Origin of the sequence: Lacticaseibacillus daqingensis (assembly GCF_003946115.1) — a bacterium.
Classification (GTDB): domain Bacteria; phylum Bacillota; class Bacilli; order Lactobacillales; family Lactobacillaceae; genus Lacticaseibacillus; species Lacticaseibacillus daqingensis.
In genome coordinates, this window is the sequence record NZ_RHOH01000002.1 from 505813 (window position 1) to 521164 (window position 15352).

Annotated in this window: 19 protein-coding genes; 5 read left to right on the plus strand and 14 right to left on the minus strand. The window is 56.4% G+C overall.

The features are described from left to right. Nucleotides 1-180: 180 nt before the first annotated feature. Entirely contained in the window at nt 181-699 is a 519-nt protein-coding gene (locus EKM88_RS04585; protein ID WP_125703583.1) for a GNAT family N-acetyltransferase, read from the minus strand. A gap of 18 nt (nt 700-717) precedes the next feature. Next, nucleotides 718-2304 (minus strand): ATP-binding cassette domain-containing protein, encoded by a 1587-nt coding sequence (locus tag EKM88_RS04590; RefSeq protein ID WP_125703585.1) that lies wholly within the window; start codon nt 2302-2304, stop codon nt 718-720. A 196-nt stretch (nt 2305-2500) separates the two neighbouring features. Here EKM88_RS04590 and EKM88_RS04595 point away from each other — a divergent pair, with 196 nt between their 5' ends. Beyond that, a complete protein-coding gene (locus tag EKM88_RS04595) occupies nt 2501-3826 on the plus strand; it encodes an N-acetylmuramoyl-L-alanine amidase (protein WP_164511992.1) in 1326 nt (441 codons plus the stop codon). Nucleotides 3827-4081: 255 nt separating this feature from the next. On the opposite strand, the gene EKM88_RS04600 is transcribed toward EKM88_RS04595, so the two are convergent. The 7 genes from EKM88_RS04600 to EKM88_RS04630 all read right to left on the minus strand — a co-directional run bounded on the left by EKM88_RS04600 (nt 4082) and on the right by EKM88_RS04630 (nt 10082). Beyond that, nucleotides 4082-4705 carry an HAD family hydrolase gene (locus tag EKM88_RS04600; protein WP_125703589.1) on the minus strand — a complete coding sequence of 208 codons (624 nt, stop codon included), beginning with the start codon at nt 4703-4705 and terminating at the stop codon, nt 4082-4084. Beyond that, a complete protein-coding gene (gene dtd / locus EKM88_RS04605; RefSeq protein WP_125703591.1) occupies nt 4695-5150 on the minus strand; it encodes a D-aminoacyl-tRNA deacylase in 456 nt (151 codons plus the stop codon). The genes EKM88_RS04600 and dtd overlap by 11 nt, the downstream gene beginning before the upstream one ends. A 44-nt stretch (nt 5151-5194) precedes the next feature. After that, on the minus strand, nt 5195-7423 hold the full coding sequence (locus tag EKM88_RS04610; RefSeq protein ID WP_125703593.1) for a RelA/SpoT family protein: 2229 nt from the start codon (nt 7421-7423) through the stop codon (nt 5195-5197). Nucleotides 7424-7556: 133 nt separating this feature from the next. After that, nucleotides 7557-7883 (minus strand): hypothetical protein, encoded by a 327-nt coding sequence (locus tag EKM88_RS04615; protein WP_125703595.1) that lies wholly within the window; start codon nt 7881-7883, stop codon nt 7557-7559. Then, on the minus strand, nt 7883-8623 hold the full coding sequence (locus EKM88_RS04620) for an RsmE family RNA methyltransferase (protein WP_125703597.1): 741 nt from the start codon (nt 8621-8623) through the stop codon (nt 7883-7885). The genes EKM88_RS04615 and EKM88_RS04620 overlap by 1 nt, the downstream gene beginning before the upstream one ends. Then, nucleotides 8620-9570 (minus strand): 50S ribosomal protein L11 methyltransferase, encoded by a 951-nt coding sequence (gene prmA / locus EKM88_RS04625; protein ID WP_125703599.1) that lies wholly within the window; start codon nt 9568-9570, stop codon nt 8620-8622. The genes EKM88_RS04620 and prmA overlap by 4 nt, the downstream gene beginning before the upstream one ends. Before the next feature lie 11 nt (nt 9571-9581). Continuing rightward, nucleotides 9582-10082, minus strand: a complete 501-nt coding sequence (locus tag EKM88_RS04630) for a DUF3013 family protein (protein ID WP_125703601.1) — start codon at nt 10080-10082, stop codon at nt 9582-9584. Nucleotides 10083-10237: 155 nt separating this feature from the next. Here EKM88_RS04630 and EKM88_RS04635 point away from each other — a divergent pair, with 155 nt between their 5' ends. Together EKM88_RS04635 and EKM88_RS04640 are read left to right on the plus strand one after the other, a co-directional pair. Then, nucleotides 10238-10474, plus strand: a complete 237-nt coding sequence (locus EKM88_RS04635) for a hypothetical protein (protein ID WP_125703604.1) — start codon at nt 10238-10240, stop codon at nt 10472-10474. Then, nucleotides 10461-10874, plus strand: coding sequence for a hypothetical protein (locus EKM88_RS04640; RefSeq protein WP_125703606.1), 414 nt, complete (start codon nt 10461-10463; stop codon nt 10872-10874). The genes EKM88_RS04635 and EKM88_RS04640 overlap by 14 nt, the downstream gene beginning before the upstream one ends. 52 nt (nt 10875-10926) lie before the next feature. On the opposite strand, the gene EKM88_RS13240 is transcribed toward EKM88_RS04640, so the two are convergent. The 5 genes from EKM88_RS13240 to EKM88_RS04660 all read right to left on the minus strand — a co-directional run bounded on the left by EKM88_RS13240 (nt 10927) and on the right by EKM88_RS04660 (nt 13909). Next, nucleotides 10927-11091, minus strand: a complete 165-nt coding sequence (locus EKM88_RS13240) for a hypothetical protein (RefSeq protein ID WP_164511993.1) — start codon at nt 11089-11091, stop codon at nt 10927-10929. Beyond that, on the minus strand, nt 11088-11465 hold the full coding sequence (locus EKM88_RS04645) for a hypothetical protein (RefSeq protein ID WP_125703608.1): 378 nt from the start codon (nt 11463-11465) through the stop codon (nt 11088-11090). Before EKM88_RS04645 ends, EKM88_RS13240 begins: the two co-directional genes overlap by 4 nt. A 946-nt stretch (nt 11466-12411) precedes the next feature. Then, the gene (locus tag EKM88_RS04650; RefSeq protein WP_125703610.1) at nt 12412-12621 is read right to left on the minus strand and encodes a hypothetical protein; all 210 of its coding nucleotides are present in this window, start codon (nt 12619-12621) and stop codon (nt 12412-12414) included. Beyond that, nucleotides 12611-13141, minus strand: a complete 531-nt coding sequence (locus tag EKM88_RS04655) for an AAA family ATPase (protein ID WP_125703612.1) — start codon at nt 13139-13141, stop codon at nt 12611-12613. Before EKM88_RS04655 ends, EKM88_RS04650 begins: the two co-directional genes overlap by 11 nt. A gap of 18 nt (nt 13142-13159) precedes the next feature. Continuing rightward, nucleotides 13160-13909 carry a methyltransferase domain-containing protein gene (locus EKM88_RS04660; RefSeq protein WP_125703614.1) on the minus strand — a complete coding sequence of 250 codons (750 nt, stop codon included), beginning with the start codon at nt 13907-13909 and terminating at the stop codon, nt 13160-13162. A gap of 599 nt (nt 13910-14508) precedes the next feature. Between EKM88_RS04660 and EKM88_RS04665 the strand changes: the two genes are divergently transcribed. Together EKM88_RS04665 and EKM88_RS04670 are read left to right on the plus strand one after the other, a co-directional pair. Continuing rightward, nucleotides 14509-14895, plus strand: coding sequence for a hypothetical protein (locus EKM88_RS04665; protein WP_125703616.1), 387 nt, complete (start codon nt 14509-14511; stop codon nt 14893-14895). 201 nt (nt 14896-15096) lie between these two features. Beyond that, nucleotides 15097-15352 (plus strand): helix-turn-helix transcriptional regulator (locus EKM88_RS04670; protein WP_164511994.1); only part of this gene is annotated, 256 nt, incomplete at its 3' end.

Here is a 15352-nt window from a genome sequence, read left to right on the forward strand (position 1 = left end):
ACGGTACCACCTTGTGATTTTACTCAGCCATAACGGTGGCGACCGGAGCGCGTCTGCCTCGGAAGTGTCTTTTCGGCCGGTCCCGGCTTTCACCGTCCCGGGTCGCTAAGCGTTGGCCTCTTCTACTTCGTCATGGGCACCTTTATTTATCCACCAGCATACGTTGTTTGGCCCAGCTTGTCAACGCAACTCAGGCAGTTCTTCCCGCAGCATCCCGTACTTCATCGAATCCCAGTACCGCCCCTGCCAAAACCGCACCTGGCGCAGCCGCCCCTCCTCGCGAAAGCCGGCACGGGTGGCGGCGTGCATCATGCGTACATTGCCCGACCAGGTGGTCAAGCTCAAGTGCGGCAAATCAGTGTGGGCGAACAGCTGGTGCGCCCACAACCGCAGCGCTTGGCTGCCCACGCCGTGATTCCACCCGGTGGGCTGATAGATGACGATGCCGCATTCAAGCCAGCGCTTCAGCTCATCGTCTTCATAATAAGCGGTCACAGTGCCCACCAACGTCTGGTCAACCAGGATCCCGGCGACAAACGGGAGCTGAAATAGTCCGCTGCGCGCGAAGGTCTCCCGGTCAGGCACCGGATGCGCAAAGTACGGGGCATCCCACGTCATCCAGTCGCGGTTGGCTCCGTAGGCGAGGGTGTAAAGTGTGTCCGCATCCGCAGGGGTCAGCGGGCGTAATGTGATGGTCATGGCGAATTCCTCCCGATTTTAATCTTCTTGCGATGCATCAAGGTGAATCACCGCATCATACTGGGCCAGCACGTCAGCCTCCCAGCGGTGGGTGACGACCACCACGGTTTTGTGCTGAATCGCGTGAATGACCCGATCGATGACCGCCGCGGTGGCAGGGTCTTGGCCACTATCGGGTTCGTCCAGCAGGATGACCGGCGCGCGGCTTGCCAGTGCCCGCGCCAGCGACAGCCGCAACTTCTGGCCGCCAGAGACAGCGTCCCCTTGGTGGGTCACTCGCTGATCCATCAAGGGGATCAGATCCAGCTCTGCCAGCAGCGGCATAATCGGGGTCACGTCAAGCGTGCCGAACAGGCTGATATTGTCGCGCACAGTGCCCTCAAAAAGAGCGGGCGTCTGGTTCACGTAGACGATGTGATGCATCAGGGTCGCCGCGTCGAAGCTGGCCAGCGGCCGCGCACCTACGCGAATGATCCCACTGTTCGGCTTTAGCGTGCCATCGAGAAGCCGCAGCAAAGTGCTTTTGCCCCCACCACTCTTCCCAATGACCGCAACCGTCTGCCCTTGACCGATCCGCGTGGAAAAGTGCTGCAACACGGCCGGTGCGCCGGGATACGCGAATGAAACGTCTTCCAGCACGAGATCGCCAGGCACAAACGCGGTCGGCGTGCTTGGCGCGGTCGCCGGCTGAATCATCGTGGCGAGCCGCGCCACCAACGGCCGCGTCGCCACCGTCTTGAGGTGATTGGCGTTGAAGGTGTTGATGCCGGGAAAAATATAATTCAGCAACTGCGTGGTGATGGTCAATGCCCCTACCGTGATCTCGCCGCGCAAGATGTACAGTGCAGCCACGAGCATGCAAATCATCTGGGCGCTCATGCTGACAAGCAGTGAAAGCTGGCCGATGCGCACGTCCCAGACGTTGGACTGCCGGCGCCGCGTCTCAAGCGTGTCGTCAGCACCCTGAAGCTGCGCGGCAAACACGGCGCTGGCACCGAACGTGTTGATGGTCTGGATCCCGGCGAGAATGCCGGTCAAGACGCCCACCTGGCGCTCCGCGGCATCGTTGAGCGCCCCTTTGTAGCGCCCAAACCCGCGTCTGATCTGCGGATTCAGCAACAGCGGCACACTGGAGACGGCAAAACACACCAGAAACAGCGGCACATTGACAAATAACAGGGCGAACGAACACAGGATAATTTGGACACTGGCGCCAATGTTTGCGGTGCGACTGAGCACATTGTCGCGCGCGATCGTGGGAATCGTGGTTTGAACCAGATTCAGCAACGCATCCGCGTTTAGTGTGGCGGTGCGTTGATCAAACAGTTGTGCGTCATAGACGGCCCGTTTCATTCGCAGGGTGGCCGCTTGCGCGATGCGCGCCTGCAACCGCGTACTAGCCATCGTTAGCACGTAGATCGCAAGCAGCGACAGCAAGGCCCCAGCGCCACACACCAGCAGACGGCGCATATCTCGCGCAATCGCGGCGTTCACGAACCATCCCATCGTGTAGGCAAGTGCCACCTTGCTGAAGGTGTTGCCCACCGCTAACGCCGCCAACGCCCCGCGATCACGGCGTCGCCCCAGTTGAATCAATGCCTGCATGACTAGCCTCCTTTTTACCCCGAGAATTCATTCCAAGAAACCGATTACAATTCAATTAGGCTTCAGTATAGTCTTCCCACCCCACCGGTGCGAGTAAAATCTGCTGCCACGCCACAGAAAACGCCGCAGACAGTGCCCTTTTGGCGCGCTTCTTGGTATACTGAACCTAAGAATCTATTTTCGGTTAGGATGATGCGTGATGCACTTCAAACAACTTCGGCGTTGGCCGCTCATTGCCGCCTTTGCGCTTGTGATCGGGATCTCGTTAGCCACGACAACGGTGCTGGCGAACAACACCACGCTGACCGTGCGGGCCAGCATGCTGAACGTCCGCTTAGGGCCGGGCTTGGCGTACACCGCCATGGGCCAAGTCGCGCGCGGCACGCAACTGACCATCCTGAAGGAAGAGAACGCTTGGTACCAAGTTCGCCTCGCCGGCAACAAGATCGGCTGGGTGGCCAGTTGGTTGGTCGACCAAAACGAGGCCACCACGAGCAGTGCCCGCGTGGCCACGACCAAGAGTCGCCTCAACGTCCGCCAAACCGCCGGCACAACCGCCGCGATTCTGGGCACGCTTGATGCCGGCGCCAAGGTCAACATTTTGTACCAGGAAAACGGCTGGACCGAGATCACCTACCAAAACACGGCCGCCTGGGTCGCAACCAGTGGCTTGATGCTGACGGGCCAAACCGTCACCCTCGCTGCCCCGACGCAAACCTACCTCAAGAAAGCCACGCCTGCCAAAACCAGCACGCTGACCGTTACCACGACCATTGCCACCAATGTGCGTAGCGCCGCAGGCATCAACGCGCCGGTCACCACCCAAGTCGCTAAGGGCGCCACGCTGACGGTGCTGAACCAGGAAAACGACTGGTATCAGGTGAAAACCAGCACAGGGCAAACCGGCTACGTGGCGAGCTGGACCGTCACCACCCCCGGAGATAAGGCAGCCAAGTCCGCCACCTCTTTGGCCGAGGCGACCATTCTGCTGGATCCCGGGCACGGTGGCGTCGACTCCGGCGCTCTGTCAACCGGTGGCAAGTACGAGAAGACGTACACCCTCGCCGCCGCGAAAGCTATCGGCGCGGCACTAACGGCCCAGGGCGCCAATGTCGAATACACGCGCGACAGCGACAAATTCGTCGACCTCGCGCCGCGGGCCGCGGCCTCTAACACCTTGCACGCCGATGCCTTCATCTCGCTTCACTTCGACTCGACCCCGGACCCCAACACGGCCTCCGGGTTCACCACCTACTACTACGATCCAACGACCAGCAAGTCCCTCGCCACTGCCGTCAATACGGCCCTAGGCAATGCGCTGACACTGACGAACCGCAAGACCGCGTATGCCAACTACGAAGTCCTGCGCGATAACCGCCAGCCAAGTATCCTGATGGAAATGGGCTACATCAACAGTGACAAAGACTTCAAGCTGATCAGTAGCGCCGCCTATCAGCAGCAGATGGCCACCGCCGTGGTGCAGGGGCTGCAAGCTTACTTCAAGGCCGGCAATCACCAGTAACGCAAAGAGGCTGAGACAAAAAGCGGTTTTAGCCCAGAGTATAAGAGTGGCTCCCTGAAAAACCCGAACTTAGGTTTTGTAGGGAGCCGCTCTTATACGGCCAGGGCGTCGCTTTTTGTTTCGTACTATCCCGGAATAGTTGTGATTCATTCTTGGGCCGTTAATTATGTCTCAGTCTCTTTTGGTTGGCGTCAAGCCCGCCCTGCCTTTTGAACTCGCGGGACCTGACTTGATCACGCCGCCTCACCTACAAATCTAGCCGAACAACGGCACCAACTCGCGCAGGTGATTCACCTGCACGGTGGCCATGGGCGCGTCATTGAGGCCATCGACGTTGAAATAAACGCCGCTTACCCCGGCCGCCAGGCCCGCCTGCACATCGAGCTTACGGTCCCCGATCATCGCGGTGCGCGCCGGATTGAGCTGGTATTGGTGCAAGAGGTAATTGATAGCGTCCGGAGCCGGTTTGCGCGGCAAGTCCAGCTCACTGGTCACGCCACCCAAAAACAGGTCGCGAATCCCTGCCTGTTGCAACAGGGCCCAAGCCGACCGGTCGCGGTGCGTCAACAGTAGGTTATGCCCACCGGCGGCCTTAACTGCGCGCAACACCGCGCGCGCCTCGGGGTACGGCTGAGCCGTCATGACAGTTTGGTGCTCCAGGGCATGATACTCTGCCAATACGGTCGATGCGGCTAGGCCGGCGGACGTGGCCAGCGCCTGCACCGTCTCTTGAATCGAGCCGCGCTTGATGCGCGCAAGCAGGGCCGCCGGATCTTGCGCCAGATCATGGGCCGCCAGGATCTGCAACAGCGCCTGCAGCATCTCGGGATACGTATCAAACAGGGTACCATCCAGGTCCCAGATCGCGTTAACCAACATGCGCCGCCTCCGTGTCAAACAAAATGGTGACCGGTCCGTCATTGGTCAGGCTGACCTGCATCTCCGCGCCGAACACCCCGGTCGCCACCCGCACGCCTTGCGCCCGCAGCCCGGCAACAAACGCGTCATACAACGCCGAACCCAGCACCGGATCCGCCGCATCGGTGAAGCTGGGCCGGTTACCCTTGCGCGTGTCAGCGTACAGTGTGAACTGCGAAATGGCGAGGACCGCCCCGTCCACCTGCGCCAGCGCCTGGTTCATTTTGCCTGCTTCATCCGAAAAAACGCGCAGCTTGCTGATCTTATTGACGAGCGTGTCAACATCCGCTTGGGTGTCGCGCGGGCCAACGCCCACGAGCACCATGAAGCCCCGGTCGATCGCACCGTGCACTTCGCCGTCAATGGTGACTTGCGCGCTTGAAACGCGCTGAACAACTGCTTTCATAATCTCCTCCAAAAAACCGCCAGCCCAGCGGCCGGCGGTACGGGTTAACCCTGCTTACGCTTCACTTCATAAATATCGGGAATATTCTTGATGGCATCCATCATGCGCTCAAGGTGCGCGAGGTTGCGGATCCCGACCGTCACGTGGATGTCAGCCATCTTGTCGTGATCGACGCGTCCGTTGATGTTGCTCAGGTTCTTGGTCTGGGCGTTGAGCGTCTGCAGCACCTCGTTCAACAGGCCATTGCGATTGTAACCGTAGATCTCAAGGTCGGCGTCAAACAGCTGGCTTTGGTCGTTGAGGTTCTGCCACTGCACATCGATCAGGCGCCCAGCCATCGCCGGGTCATCGACACTGACGTTCGGGCAGTCGGCGCGGTGAATGGTCACCCCGCGCCCCTTGGTGACATAGCCGACGATCGGATCGCCCGGCACGGGACTGCAGCACTTGGCCAGATGCACCAGCAGGTTGTCGACGCCTTCGATGACAACGCCTTCCTCGGTGCGGCTGGTCGGCTTGTTCACCTTGGAGACGGTGGTGACCTTCTGGTGCGCCGCGAGGATCGCTTTTTCGCGCTCCTTTTGATCGGCCGCCGCCTTTTCACGCCGCGCTTTTTCAGTCAGGCGGTTGGCGATCACCTTGGCACTGTACTCGCCGTACCCAATCGCCGACAGCAGCTCGTCTTCGCTGGCGAAATTCAGCCGCGCAAGCAGGTCGTTCATCGCGTCCTTACCGCCCATGTAGTCCTTCGGGTTGTAGTCCTGGTCCTGCAGCGCGTGCTCAAGGGCATCGCGGCCCTTCTCCGCGTTGACGTCCTTGTCTTCCTGCTTGAAGTAGCGGCGAATCTTGTTGCGCGCCCGCGAGGTGTACACCAGGTTGATCCAGTCGCGGCTCGGCTTGGAGCTGGTGCTGGTCAGCATCTCAACGATGTCCCCGTTTTTAAGCTGGTAGTTCAGCGGCACGATCTTGCCGTTGACCTTCGCACCCACGGACTTGTTGCCGACTTCCGTGTGCACCATGTAGGCAAAATCCAGTGGCCCGGAGCCCTTCGGCAGCTCGTACACATCCCCACGCGGCGTGAAGACGTACACGCGGTCGGAGAAAATATCCCCCTTGACGCTTTCCATGAAGTCGTTGGCGTCACTGCTTTCGTCTTGGATCTCCAGGATCTCGCGGAACAAGTCGAGTTTTTTGCCGGATTGGTCGTACTGCACCTCTTCCGTCTGGCCTTCCTTGTACGCCCAGTGCGCCGCGACCCCGTATTCGGCGACGTGGTGCATTTCCTCGGTGCGGATCTGCACTTCAAGTGGCTTGCCCTTGGGCCCGATCACCGTGGTGTGCAGGGACTGGTACATGTTGGCCTTGGGCATCGCGATGTAATCCTTGAAGCGGCCCGGCATCGGCTTCCACTGCGTGTGGATAGCGCCAAGCACCGCGTAACAGTCCTTGATGGTTTCGGTGATCACCCGCACCGCAAGCAGGTCGTACAGCTCGTCGAACTGCTTGTGCTTGTCGCGCATCTTTTTGTAAATGGAATAGATGTGCTTGGGGCGCCCGTAAATCTCGTAGTGCATGTTCAGATCAGCAAGCGATTTTTTGATATCCACAATGGCCGAGTCGATATAGGCCTCGCGTTCACCGCGCTTGCTTTTCATCAGCTGGGCAATGCGGTAGTACTGTTGCGGGTTGAGGTAGCGCAGACTGAGGTCCTCAAGTTCCCACTTGATGGCGCTGATCCCCAAGCGGTCGGCCAGCGGCGCGTAGATTTCCAGCGTTTCATTGGCGATCCGGCGCTGCTTATCGGGGCGCAGGTGCATCAGCGTGCGCATATTGTGCAATCGGTCGGCCAGCTTGACCAAAATCACGCGCATATCCTTGGCCATCGCCAAGAGCATCTTGCGGTGATTCTCCGCCAGCTCATCCTTATGGGCAACGTAGGTCACCTTGGACAGCTTGGTCAGCCCATCGACGATGACAGCCGTCTCGTTGCCAAACACTTCCTGAATGTCGCCCAGTGTGATGTTGGTGTCCTCGACCACATCGTGCAGGTAGCCACTGGCAACCGTCACCGGATCCATCCGCAAATCGGCCAAAATGCCCGCCACCTGAATCGGGTGAATGATGTACGGCTCCCCCGACTTCCGGTGCTGATCCTTGTGCACATAGGCCGCAAAGTCGTACGCCTTTTTGACGAACGCCAAGTCGGCAGCGTTCATATACGCGCGGCACATGTCCATGACTTGGGCTTGGGTGAGTTCCTGTTCTTCTGCCATGTTGTTCTCCCTTCCCGCCTCCGCCGGCGCGAAGCTGCGGCGGTGACGGCCATGTGAGTTTGTCCCCCATTATACCGCAAGCGACACCCGTGTGTCCCCACGGTGATGCACAAAAGGCACGGTTGCCCGTGCCTTAATCGTTGCGCGTCTGACTGAGCAGGGTCACCACCCAGTAGATCGGCATGAACCAGTAGCTGTAATCCGCAAAGCGCAACCACACCATCGCCCCAAAGAGCAGCGGCAGAATCAGGCTGTACCACCACGGCAACTGCGCGCGCGACTGCCAGCGCCCGATCCAAAAAGCCAGCGTGAGGTTCAGCAGAATAAACAGCACGCCCACACGGTACGCCACCGGCAGGTGAAACAGCGTGAAGCCCCAGGGCAGGATCAGGGTGTTTAAAATGCTCAAGGCGATGATCCGGCCCTGAACGCTGGTTAACCATGTGCGTAATTTCGTCATCAATGAATCGCTCCCATTAGCTCCGTCAGCGCAGACAGCGCGGACAGCAGGTATAGTGGTGCCGTTTCGGTGCGCAGGATCCGTGGCCCCAGACCCGCGGCGGTGAACCCCGCCGCCTCAAGGGCCGCCACCTCTGTGGGGCTGATGCCCCCTTCTGGCCCGAACACCACCGCCAAGCTGGCTGGTCGGGCTGCCACAGTCTGCGCCAAGACACTCGTCTCACCCAGTTTAGCACTTTCCTCATACGCAATCAGCTTGGCTTCCGCGGGCTCTTGCAGAATCGCGGCGAACGGCAAGAAATCGACCACCGGGAGCCGGTTGCGGTGGCTCTGCTCGGCGGCACCTTGCGCGATCAGCTGCAGCCGGGCCAGTTTCTTGGCCAGCTTGGCCGGCTGCCACTTAGCAGTCGCCCACTGACTGTTATAAAAACTGATGTGCGTGGCGCCGAGCTCGGTGGCTTTTTGGCAGATCAGCTCCGCCTTGTCCGCCTTGGGCACCGCGCAGATCAGGTGCGTCGCGATCGGCAGCTCCACCGTCTTCGTGATCACCGCGTCCAGCGTCACCGTCAGGGGCTCCGCCCCTTGCAGCGTTGCCAAGTATGCGATGGCTTCCGGCCCGACCAGCTCGATCTGGGCTGGTGGTGCGAGCCGCAGCACCTTCACCGCGTGTTTTTGGATGCTGGCTTCAAGCGTCACGGTAGCGCCAAGCGCGAGCGGCTGCGTGGTGAAGAACCGGTTCATGCGGCCACCGCCTGCTGGGCCACCAGCGCGACCCAGTCCCCCTGCTGCCAGACCGCCGTGACGGTCAGGCCATTTGCCGCCAGCGTCTGCTCGATCAACGCGCGCTTGTCATGGAAAATCCCACTCAACAGCAACTTGCCGTTCGGCGCCAAGTGTGCGGGCACCTGCGGGATCAGTGGCACCAGCACCTCCGCCAGAATGTTGGCAACAATGAGTTCCGCCTGATCATCCAGTCCGGCCAGCAGGTCGTTGGCGATCACCGTGATACCCTCGACCGCCGGATTAAGGGCAAGGTTAGCCTGCGCGTTTTGTACCGCTACCGTATCGACATCGGTGGCCAGCACGTGGCTGACGCCCAGCAACCGAGCCGCCAGCGCCAAAACGCCGGAGCCGGTGCCCACATCGATCATGCGCTCCCCGCCGCGCACCAAGCTCTCCAGCAGCCGCAGCATCAGCGCGGTCGTCGGGTGCTTGCCCGTGCCAAAGGCCATGCCCGGGTCCAGGCGAATCAGCTGCTCACCTGCCTGCGCTGGCGTGTAATCCAGCCAGGCCGGCACGATCGTCAGATAGCGCGTGATGCGCACCGGGTGATAGTACTGCTTCCACTGCGTCGCCCAGTCCGCCTCCTGCACGCCTTGTCGCGTGATGGTCCCGGCGCCTGGCGCCAGCCCGAAGCTGGGCAGCTGCGCCACGAGGTGCGCGAGGTCTTGTTCCAGCTCGACGACATTCAGCGTCGCGCTGAAGTAGCCGGTCACCCCGGCCCCGTCCGTTCGGTGCGGCACCGTGGCCGAATCGATCAGGCGCCCGTCTGCCGCTTGGAGCGGCTGCGCGAAGTCGGCGGCGTCCTCGATCTGAATGCCTTCTGCGCCAAGCGTCATCATCGCATTGGCAACGGCGTCCACGGCCTCTGTGCTCGTTTCCACCGTGATGGCTTGCCACTCCTGCATCGCGGTTCCTCCTAGTACTTCGGGTAAGGGATAGCGGTCGCCTTGGCCGCGGCCGGTTGCGCCGCATACGCCGCGTCGAACTTCGCCTGGTCAAACGTCAGCTCAAAGGTCTCCGCATCGCTGGTGCCGTCCACAAAGTCAAACAGGTCGCTTTGCCCGTCATCGAGCAACTCCTGCAGGTAGCTAAACAGCGCATCCACCTTGGCCTGCTCGATCCCTTTTTTGCCTGCAAAGCCAAACGTGGCCAAGTAGTTGTCCGCGTAATCGGCCCCGTTCAGGCGCGTCTCGTCATAAAACAAGATGGCATCGGAGTAGTCGACCTCATTGCCATCCGTCACCGTCTGGCCGTCCTGGTCCTCGACCTCAAAGCCGGCAGCCGCGTCCACGTACATGGTCAACTCCACCTCAAACACGTGCGCCTCCTTGTCCCAGTTCAGGTCCAAGTCGCCGTCAAAGTCCAGCGCGTCCATCTTATCGCCAATATAGTCCAGCATGTTCGTGTCTTTTGCCATGGTGTTCCTCCGTTATCGGGCGTTGCGCCCCCGTTTTTCAGTGCTTATCTTCTATAATAGCGTACATTCATGCCAGCGAAAAGTGAAACCCGTGCGAGTTTCGCGTATAATGGGCGCTGTGGCTTGGCCACAATCAACTCAGGAGGATGATCACAATGGCATTACCACAACTACGGGCGCTGATCGAAGACGCCGCCGACCGCGTCGTCGCGGCAGACTTCACCGAGGTTCAGCTACGCGCTCGCGCGCAAACGTGGCAACAGCGGGCGCCTGAGGCCAGCCTGGCGGAACAGACCGCCTTCATGCTGGCAGAAAGCCGCGCCTACACCACGGCGTTACTTGCCGAAGTCCTCACCACCCTGAACTTGGAGGTTCCAGATGTTCAAGACTAATCCTGAATTCCACCCTGAACTCCCCGACCAATACTTCGAGCTCGACCGCTCCACCGGTACCGTCCGCATCGCAAAGCCCCTTATCGGCCACCGGTACATCCCTGTTCAAAACATTCGGGGCTACCGCCTGACCATCGACGACCAAGTCATTGTGTCAAGCGATGGCAATTACCCCGCCCTGATCGATGACTCCCTGTTCACCGATGCTGGCATCATGGGGATCACCACGCCCGGCATTAAGGAAATGTACCGCCTTTTCCTCACCATCGAGACTGCGAGTGGTCCAGCCGTTGTCAAGTACATCAACACCCGCACCGAAGTTGGCACACTCGTCTACTCCGTTGCCCTCCTTGACGCGGAAAAGGCCCTGAAGCAACTCGACAGTTTGGTCAAAAATTAACGCCTTTACGCAAGCCGCCGCGCCCACAATGACTGTGAGCGCGGCGGCTTCTTTAACGTTTCGGATCATTCTTGGGCGCATGGCGTAGCTTCTTGAAGACCTCTTGCACCTTCGAGAAGTGCGCCGGATCGGCCTGCGCCTGCTTGACCATCTGGGCAAAGTCGTATGGCTTAGGCCCCTCATCCTTAGCAGCGGGCTTTTTGTTGAATAAACTCATCGGGCTTCCTCCACTTCTCGCGGCCGATGGTACGTGAAGATGGCCAGCAGTGCCAGGGCGTGGCACACCGCGATGATGACCGTGAAGTTCGGCACCAGCGCGTACGCAATGAACGCCCACAGACACACCGTGTTGGCGATCAGTAGACGGTTGCGGCGTAAAGAGCAGATGAACGCGAACACGTGCATGCCCCCGCCGATAATGCTCAGCCACCACCAATGTGGTTCCCATTCCAGCATCAACTGCCCCAGCGCCGTCATGTTAAAGCCGGTCGGCACCAGCTTGATCCCTGCAGCCAACAAGACACCGAACGTGAATATTAAGTAAAGCAGACTGACACCCGCAATGACCTTCACCGTGGAAATCTTCACCATGGACCCTCCATTTCGTCTCGCTTTCCAGTATACCGGCTTGAAGGCGAAAAACAAATTGAAAGTCACGATTCCGTTAGGCACGTATCGAAAGATTAACGAAACCGCAACCTGAGTGACGGCGATTTGAGGACGAAGACCACAACTTTATTTGGGCGCCCGCTACTGGAAGGCAGTGCCGCAGCGGCTCATGATTCGAGGCGACCGCCAAGCCGCGCGTTGCGCCAAGTTTCAAGGAAAATGGCACACGCCAAATTTTGAATTGGCCGCACGGTCCGATTCGAGGCACGCGCAGCAGCCTTGCCAGGCCAGGCTTTTGCGTCGCGTTCGCGCCGATTTTTGCATTGTGCGTGGACCGTTTTGCTTGAAACGCGTCAAGTCGCGAAGGATTGCACGCCCTGCACCGATCGACCGCGGTTGGACGGGCGCGGTAATGACACCTGTCGATTGTCACCTCCAGTCAAGTCATGCGCACATCTTTAACGATAAGCAGTCACAAAACGACTGTCACATCTTGCTGAAATTATCAAGGAGACTGTCAACTGCTCCATATTTGCCCGTCCCCAATAAGACGGAAACGGCGGTGCCGAGCATCTTCGCCGAAGGGCTTTCAGGAGCGAATCAAGCGCAATCTCAAGAGCAGACGAAAAAATAGAACCGGCAAACGGCTGAACCCCTAGCAGGTCAACGTTTACGAGGCTCTATAATCAATAAATGAGGAAAGTACAGATTACACCAAGTATATTCAAAATATGTCAAATAGTCCTATAACGAGTTTTTAGAACACTAATTAGGCGGACTTTGACCATATGTTGCTAGGCGCCACAAACGATATCAAGAGCAATTTCCAGAGCAAATGGGGCTCACGAAAACAAGCAACGGCGACTATTCATTCGATCGCCGTCTTTGTTATATCATTGTTTTTTCGGGTAGGAAATCATTTGGGGGACTAACGAGACTGACTCTTCGTGTGCTGAATGGAAAACGGTGCACAAATCAAGCCAACAGTCATGATAACGATCGAGGTGATGATCGAATACTGAAACAGTGGCGTTCTGGTTGCGATCCACTCTGTGTCCCGCAACAAAATTAACACGAGAAAAAGCATCGCCCAAAACGACCAAGACTTGTAAAAACCAGGCTTTAACTTAATTTTCATGTGTACCATCTCCTTTATTGATTTCATTCAGAATTTTGTGGGCATTCTCTGGATAATTCCTTCCAGTAACATCAATCTTAATCGAATTAACGTCTTGATACATCTGAATTCGATCAATAGCACCTTGAAGCGCCGCCTGATCGCGAATCCCTGCATCAATATCTTTGCTGAATCGCTTCGTCAGCTCATCTTCAGTTGCAGTGAGCGAGAACGAGTATAACTCATAGTCACCGTGAAGCCCAGCGAGTAACTCATCGATGATTTCTTGCTGATGCATGACCCAAACAAACACAATGTTTTCAAGAGAACTGTTGGCAATGAACGAGTTTAGCAAGAACTGAATGTTTCGCAGAACCATTTTCTTGTTCTCATCGTTAAAGACCCAAGGATGCATGTACCAGCACCAGTCGCCATCAAGGAACACGGCATTATCCAACCGCTTTTCCACTAAATACTGGCCAAGGGTGGTCTTGCCAATCCCCATGGCACCACCAATCAGGATCAATTTTTTTCGAGCCATTTCATTACCTCTCTTGGGTTAAATCGGCTTCCTCGCAACAATCATGAAACGATCTTCAAACGTTGAAATGCTTCCCTGTGTTTCGATCAGCTGACCTAATTGCTGGAGTCGTGGTAAGCACTCGCTGACAGAGAAATTTGGGAACTCCCATGGGATCACAGTTGCATAATAGACGATTGCGCCCACATCGAAGAAACTCATCTTGCTAAATGCAGCATCTTGTTGTTCAATGCGCATTCCGGCCTGCTGCAGACGCGCACAAGCATCGATCAATGTATTATCTGGGTATGCCGGACAGTAATTAGGGTCTAAGAATCGGGATAACGCAAAATTATTTGTCGCACCGACCTGCTGAGTGATGAAGAGACCGCCGGGGCGCAACTTGTTTACAGTCTCCTGAATGGGTAATGCGCCATGACTATTGGTGATAATGTCGAAATGACCGTCTGGCACGTTAGACAGATCTTCATCATGGTCAGCAATCACAGTCACACCAGAAGTCGCATACTTTTTTCGCAGAAGTTTGAGATTGGGTTCCCAGCCCTCAGTGACGACAGTTTTGGTTCCCGGGTGTCTGAAGCTGTCCATCAACTCACCACCGCCTGTATCGACATCAAGCCACATCAGACTGTCCTCAAGATTATCATTAACCAAATCTCGATAACGCCACGGTAACTGCTCATTTTCCCAACGCCCGTCCAGATGGCTAAAATCCCACCCATGCATCGCTAACTGGCTTTCAGCCATCCATTCATCGACTTGATTCATATGCGTTCCTTTCGTGTTCTGATCATCTCGACTTGACAATGATATTAGGAAAATTGTAGTTCTTTTCGGCAGCTGAAACAACGAACTGTCGATAACGAAAAAGACCGCTCAAAGTGAAAAGTCCAAAAGTCGTGTCTGAACAACTAGGCCAGTAGTCGATTCAGATCACACTTAGCTTTGCATTCACCTGTCACTAAGAAGCAGGACGATGGAAAAGGCCTCTTCGCGGCGGTGCTTTCTGGAGCGAATCAAGCGCAATCTCAAGAGCAGTCGAAAAAAAAGAGCCGGTAAACGTCTGAAACCCTGGCAGGTCAACGTTTACGAGGCTCTATAATCTGAAATGAAGGAGAGTACAGGTTACATGAAGTTACGTTTTTAGGCGTCAAGAAATACCGTTAAGACTTTTTGATTCGCTTATTAGGCATACTTTTGTCATATGACAACAGGCACAATGAGCAGCATCAAGAGCAATTTCAAGAGCAGTGGGGTTTGCACAGAATGAGCGGTGGCGCACACTAGTCACCGCTTTTTACGTCACTTTTTACTTGCTTGTTTCTCAGATAACAACATGACATAATGCAGATTAGGAGATGAGAGCTTTGAAGCGCAAAACTTTGTCCATTATTAACGTTTTTGTACTGATTTTTGGCTATGGACTTCTAGCCGGTATTACCGAGATTATATTTGGTTCAAGTTCAATGCTATCCCGCGGTATTGCACTTGTCATCTGGGTAATTATTTACTGGTTTATTACTAACATCACCACACGCTTACGCAATAAACGACTAAATAGACTTTGGGAGTTGGCAGATAAACTCGGTTACGGCCCTGAGGATCTAAAAATTAAAAGTGGTGCTTCCTATGGAACGATTGACTGGGCGCTAACGCAGCCTGATAACCCCCAGTTTTACCCTAGTAATAGCGTCTTAGACCGGTTAATTAAACGTTTGGAGGCGGATACCAAACTAGCCTCCACGTCCGACTAGCTGTTTCATCGTGCTAAAAAGGCAAGTTTACTGAGCCTAATTCACCTTCTGGCCATTTTACTTGTACCCGGTTTTCTGAGATTCAAGTTATTCCCTGTCGCCTCAGCCAAAGCTGAGGTTTTTTGTCTTGTTTGTTCAAAATCTAATGATATAATGAAGTTGGCTTCACATGAAGTTAACTTCGTGTTTTTGGGAGGTTAAATGAAAACAAAAGTAAAAACATACCGCAAAGCCCAGCACCTCACTCAGGAACAGTTGGCTCAGGCTGTATTGGTAACGGCTCGTACGATTATCTCCATTGAAAAGGAGCAGTACAGCCCCTCTTTGATGTTGGCTTATCGTATGGCGCGAGTGTTTGATACAACCGTGGAAGACTTATGTGAAGGCGGCGAAGCGAATTGCCCAACTCGGCGATCTTTTTTACCCCATTCGGTGCTAAAATTGACACCACTCGGCG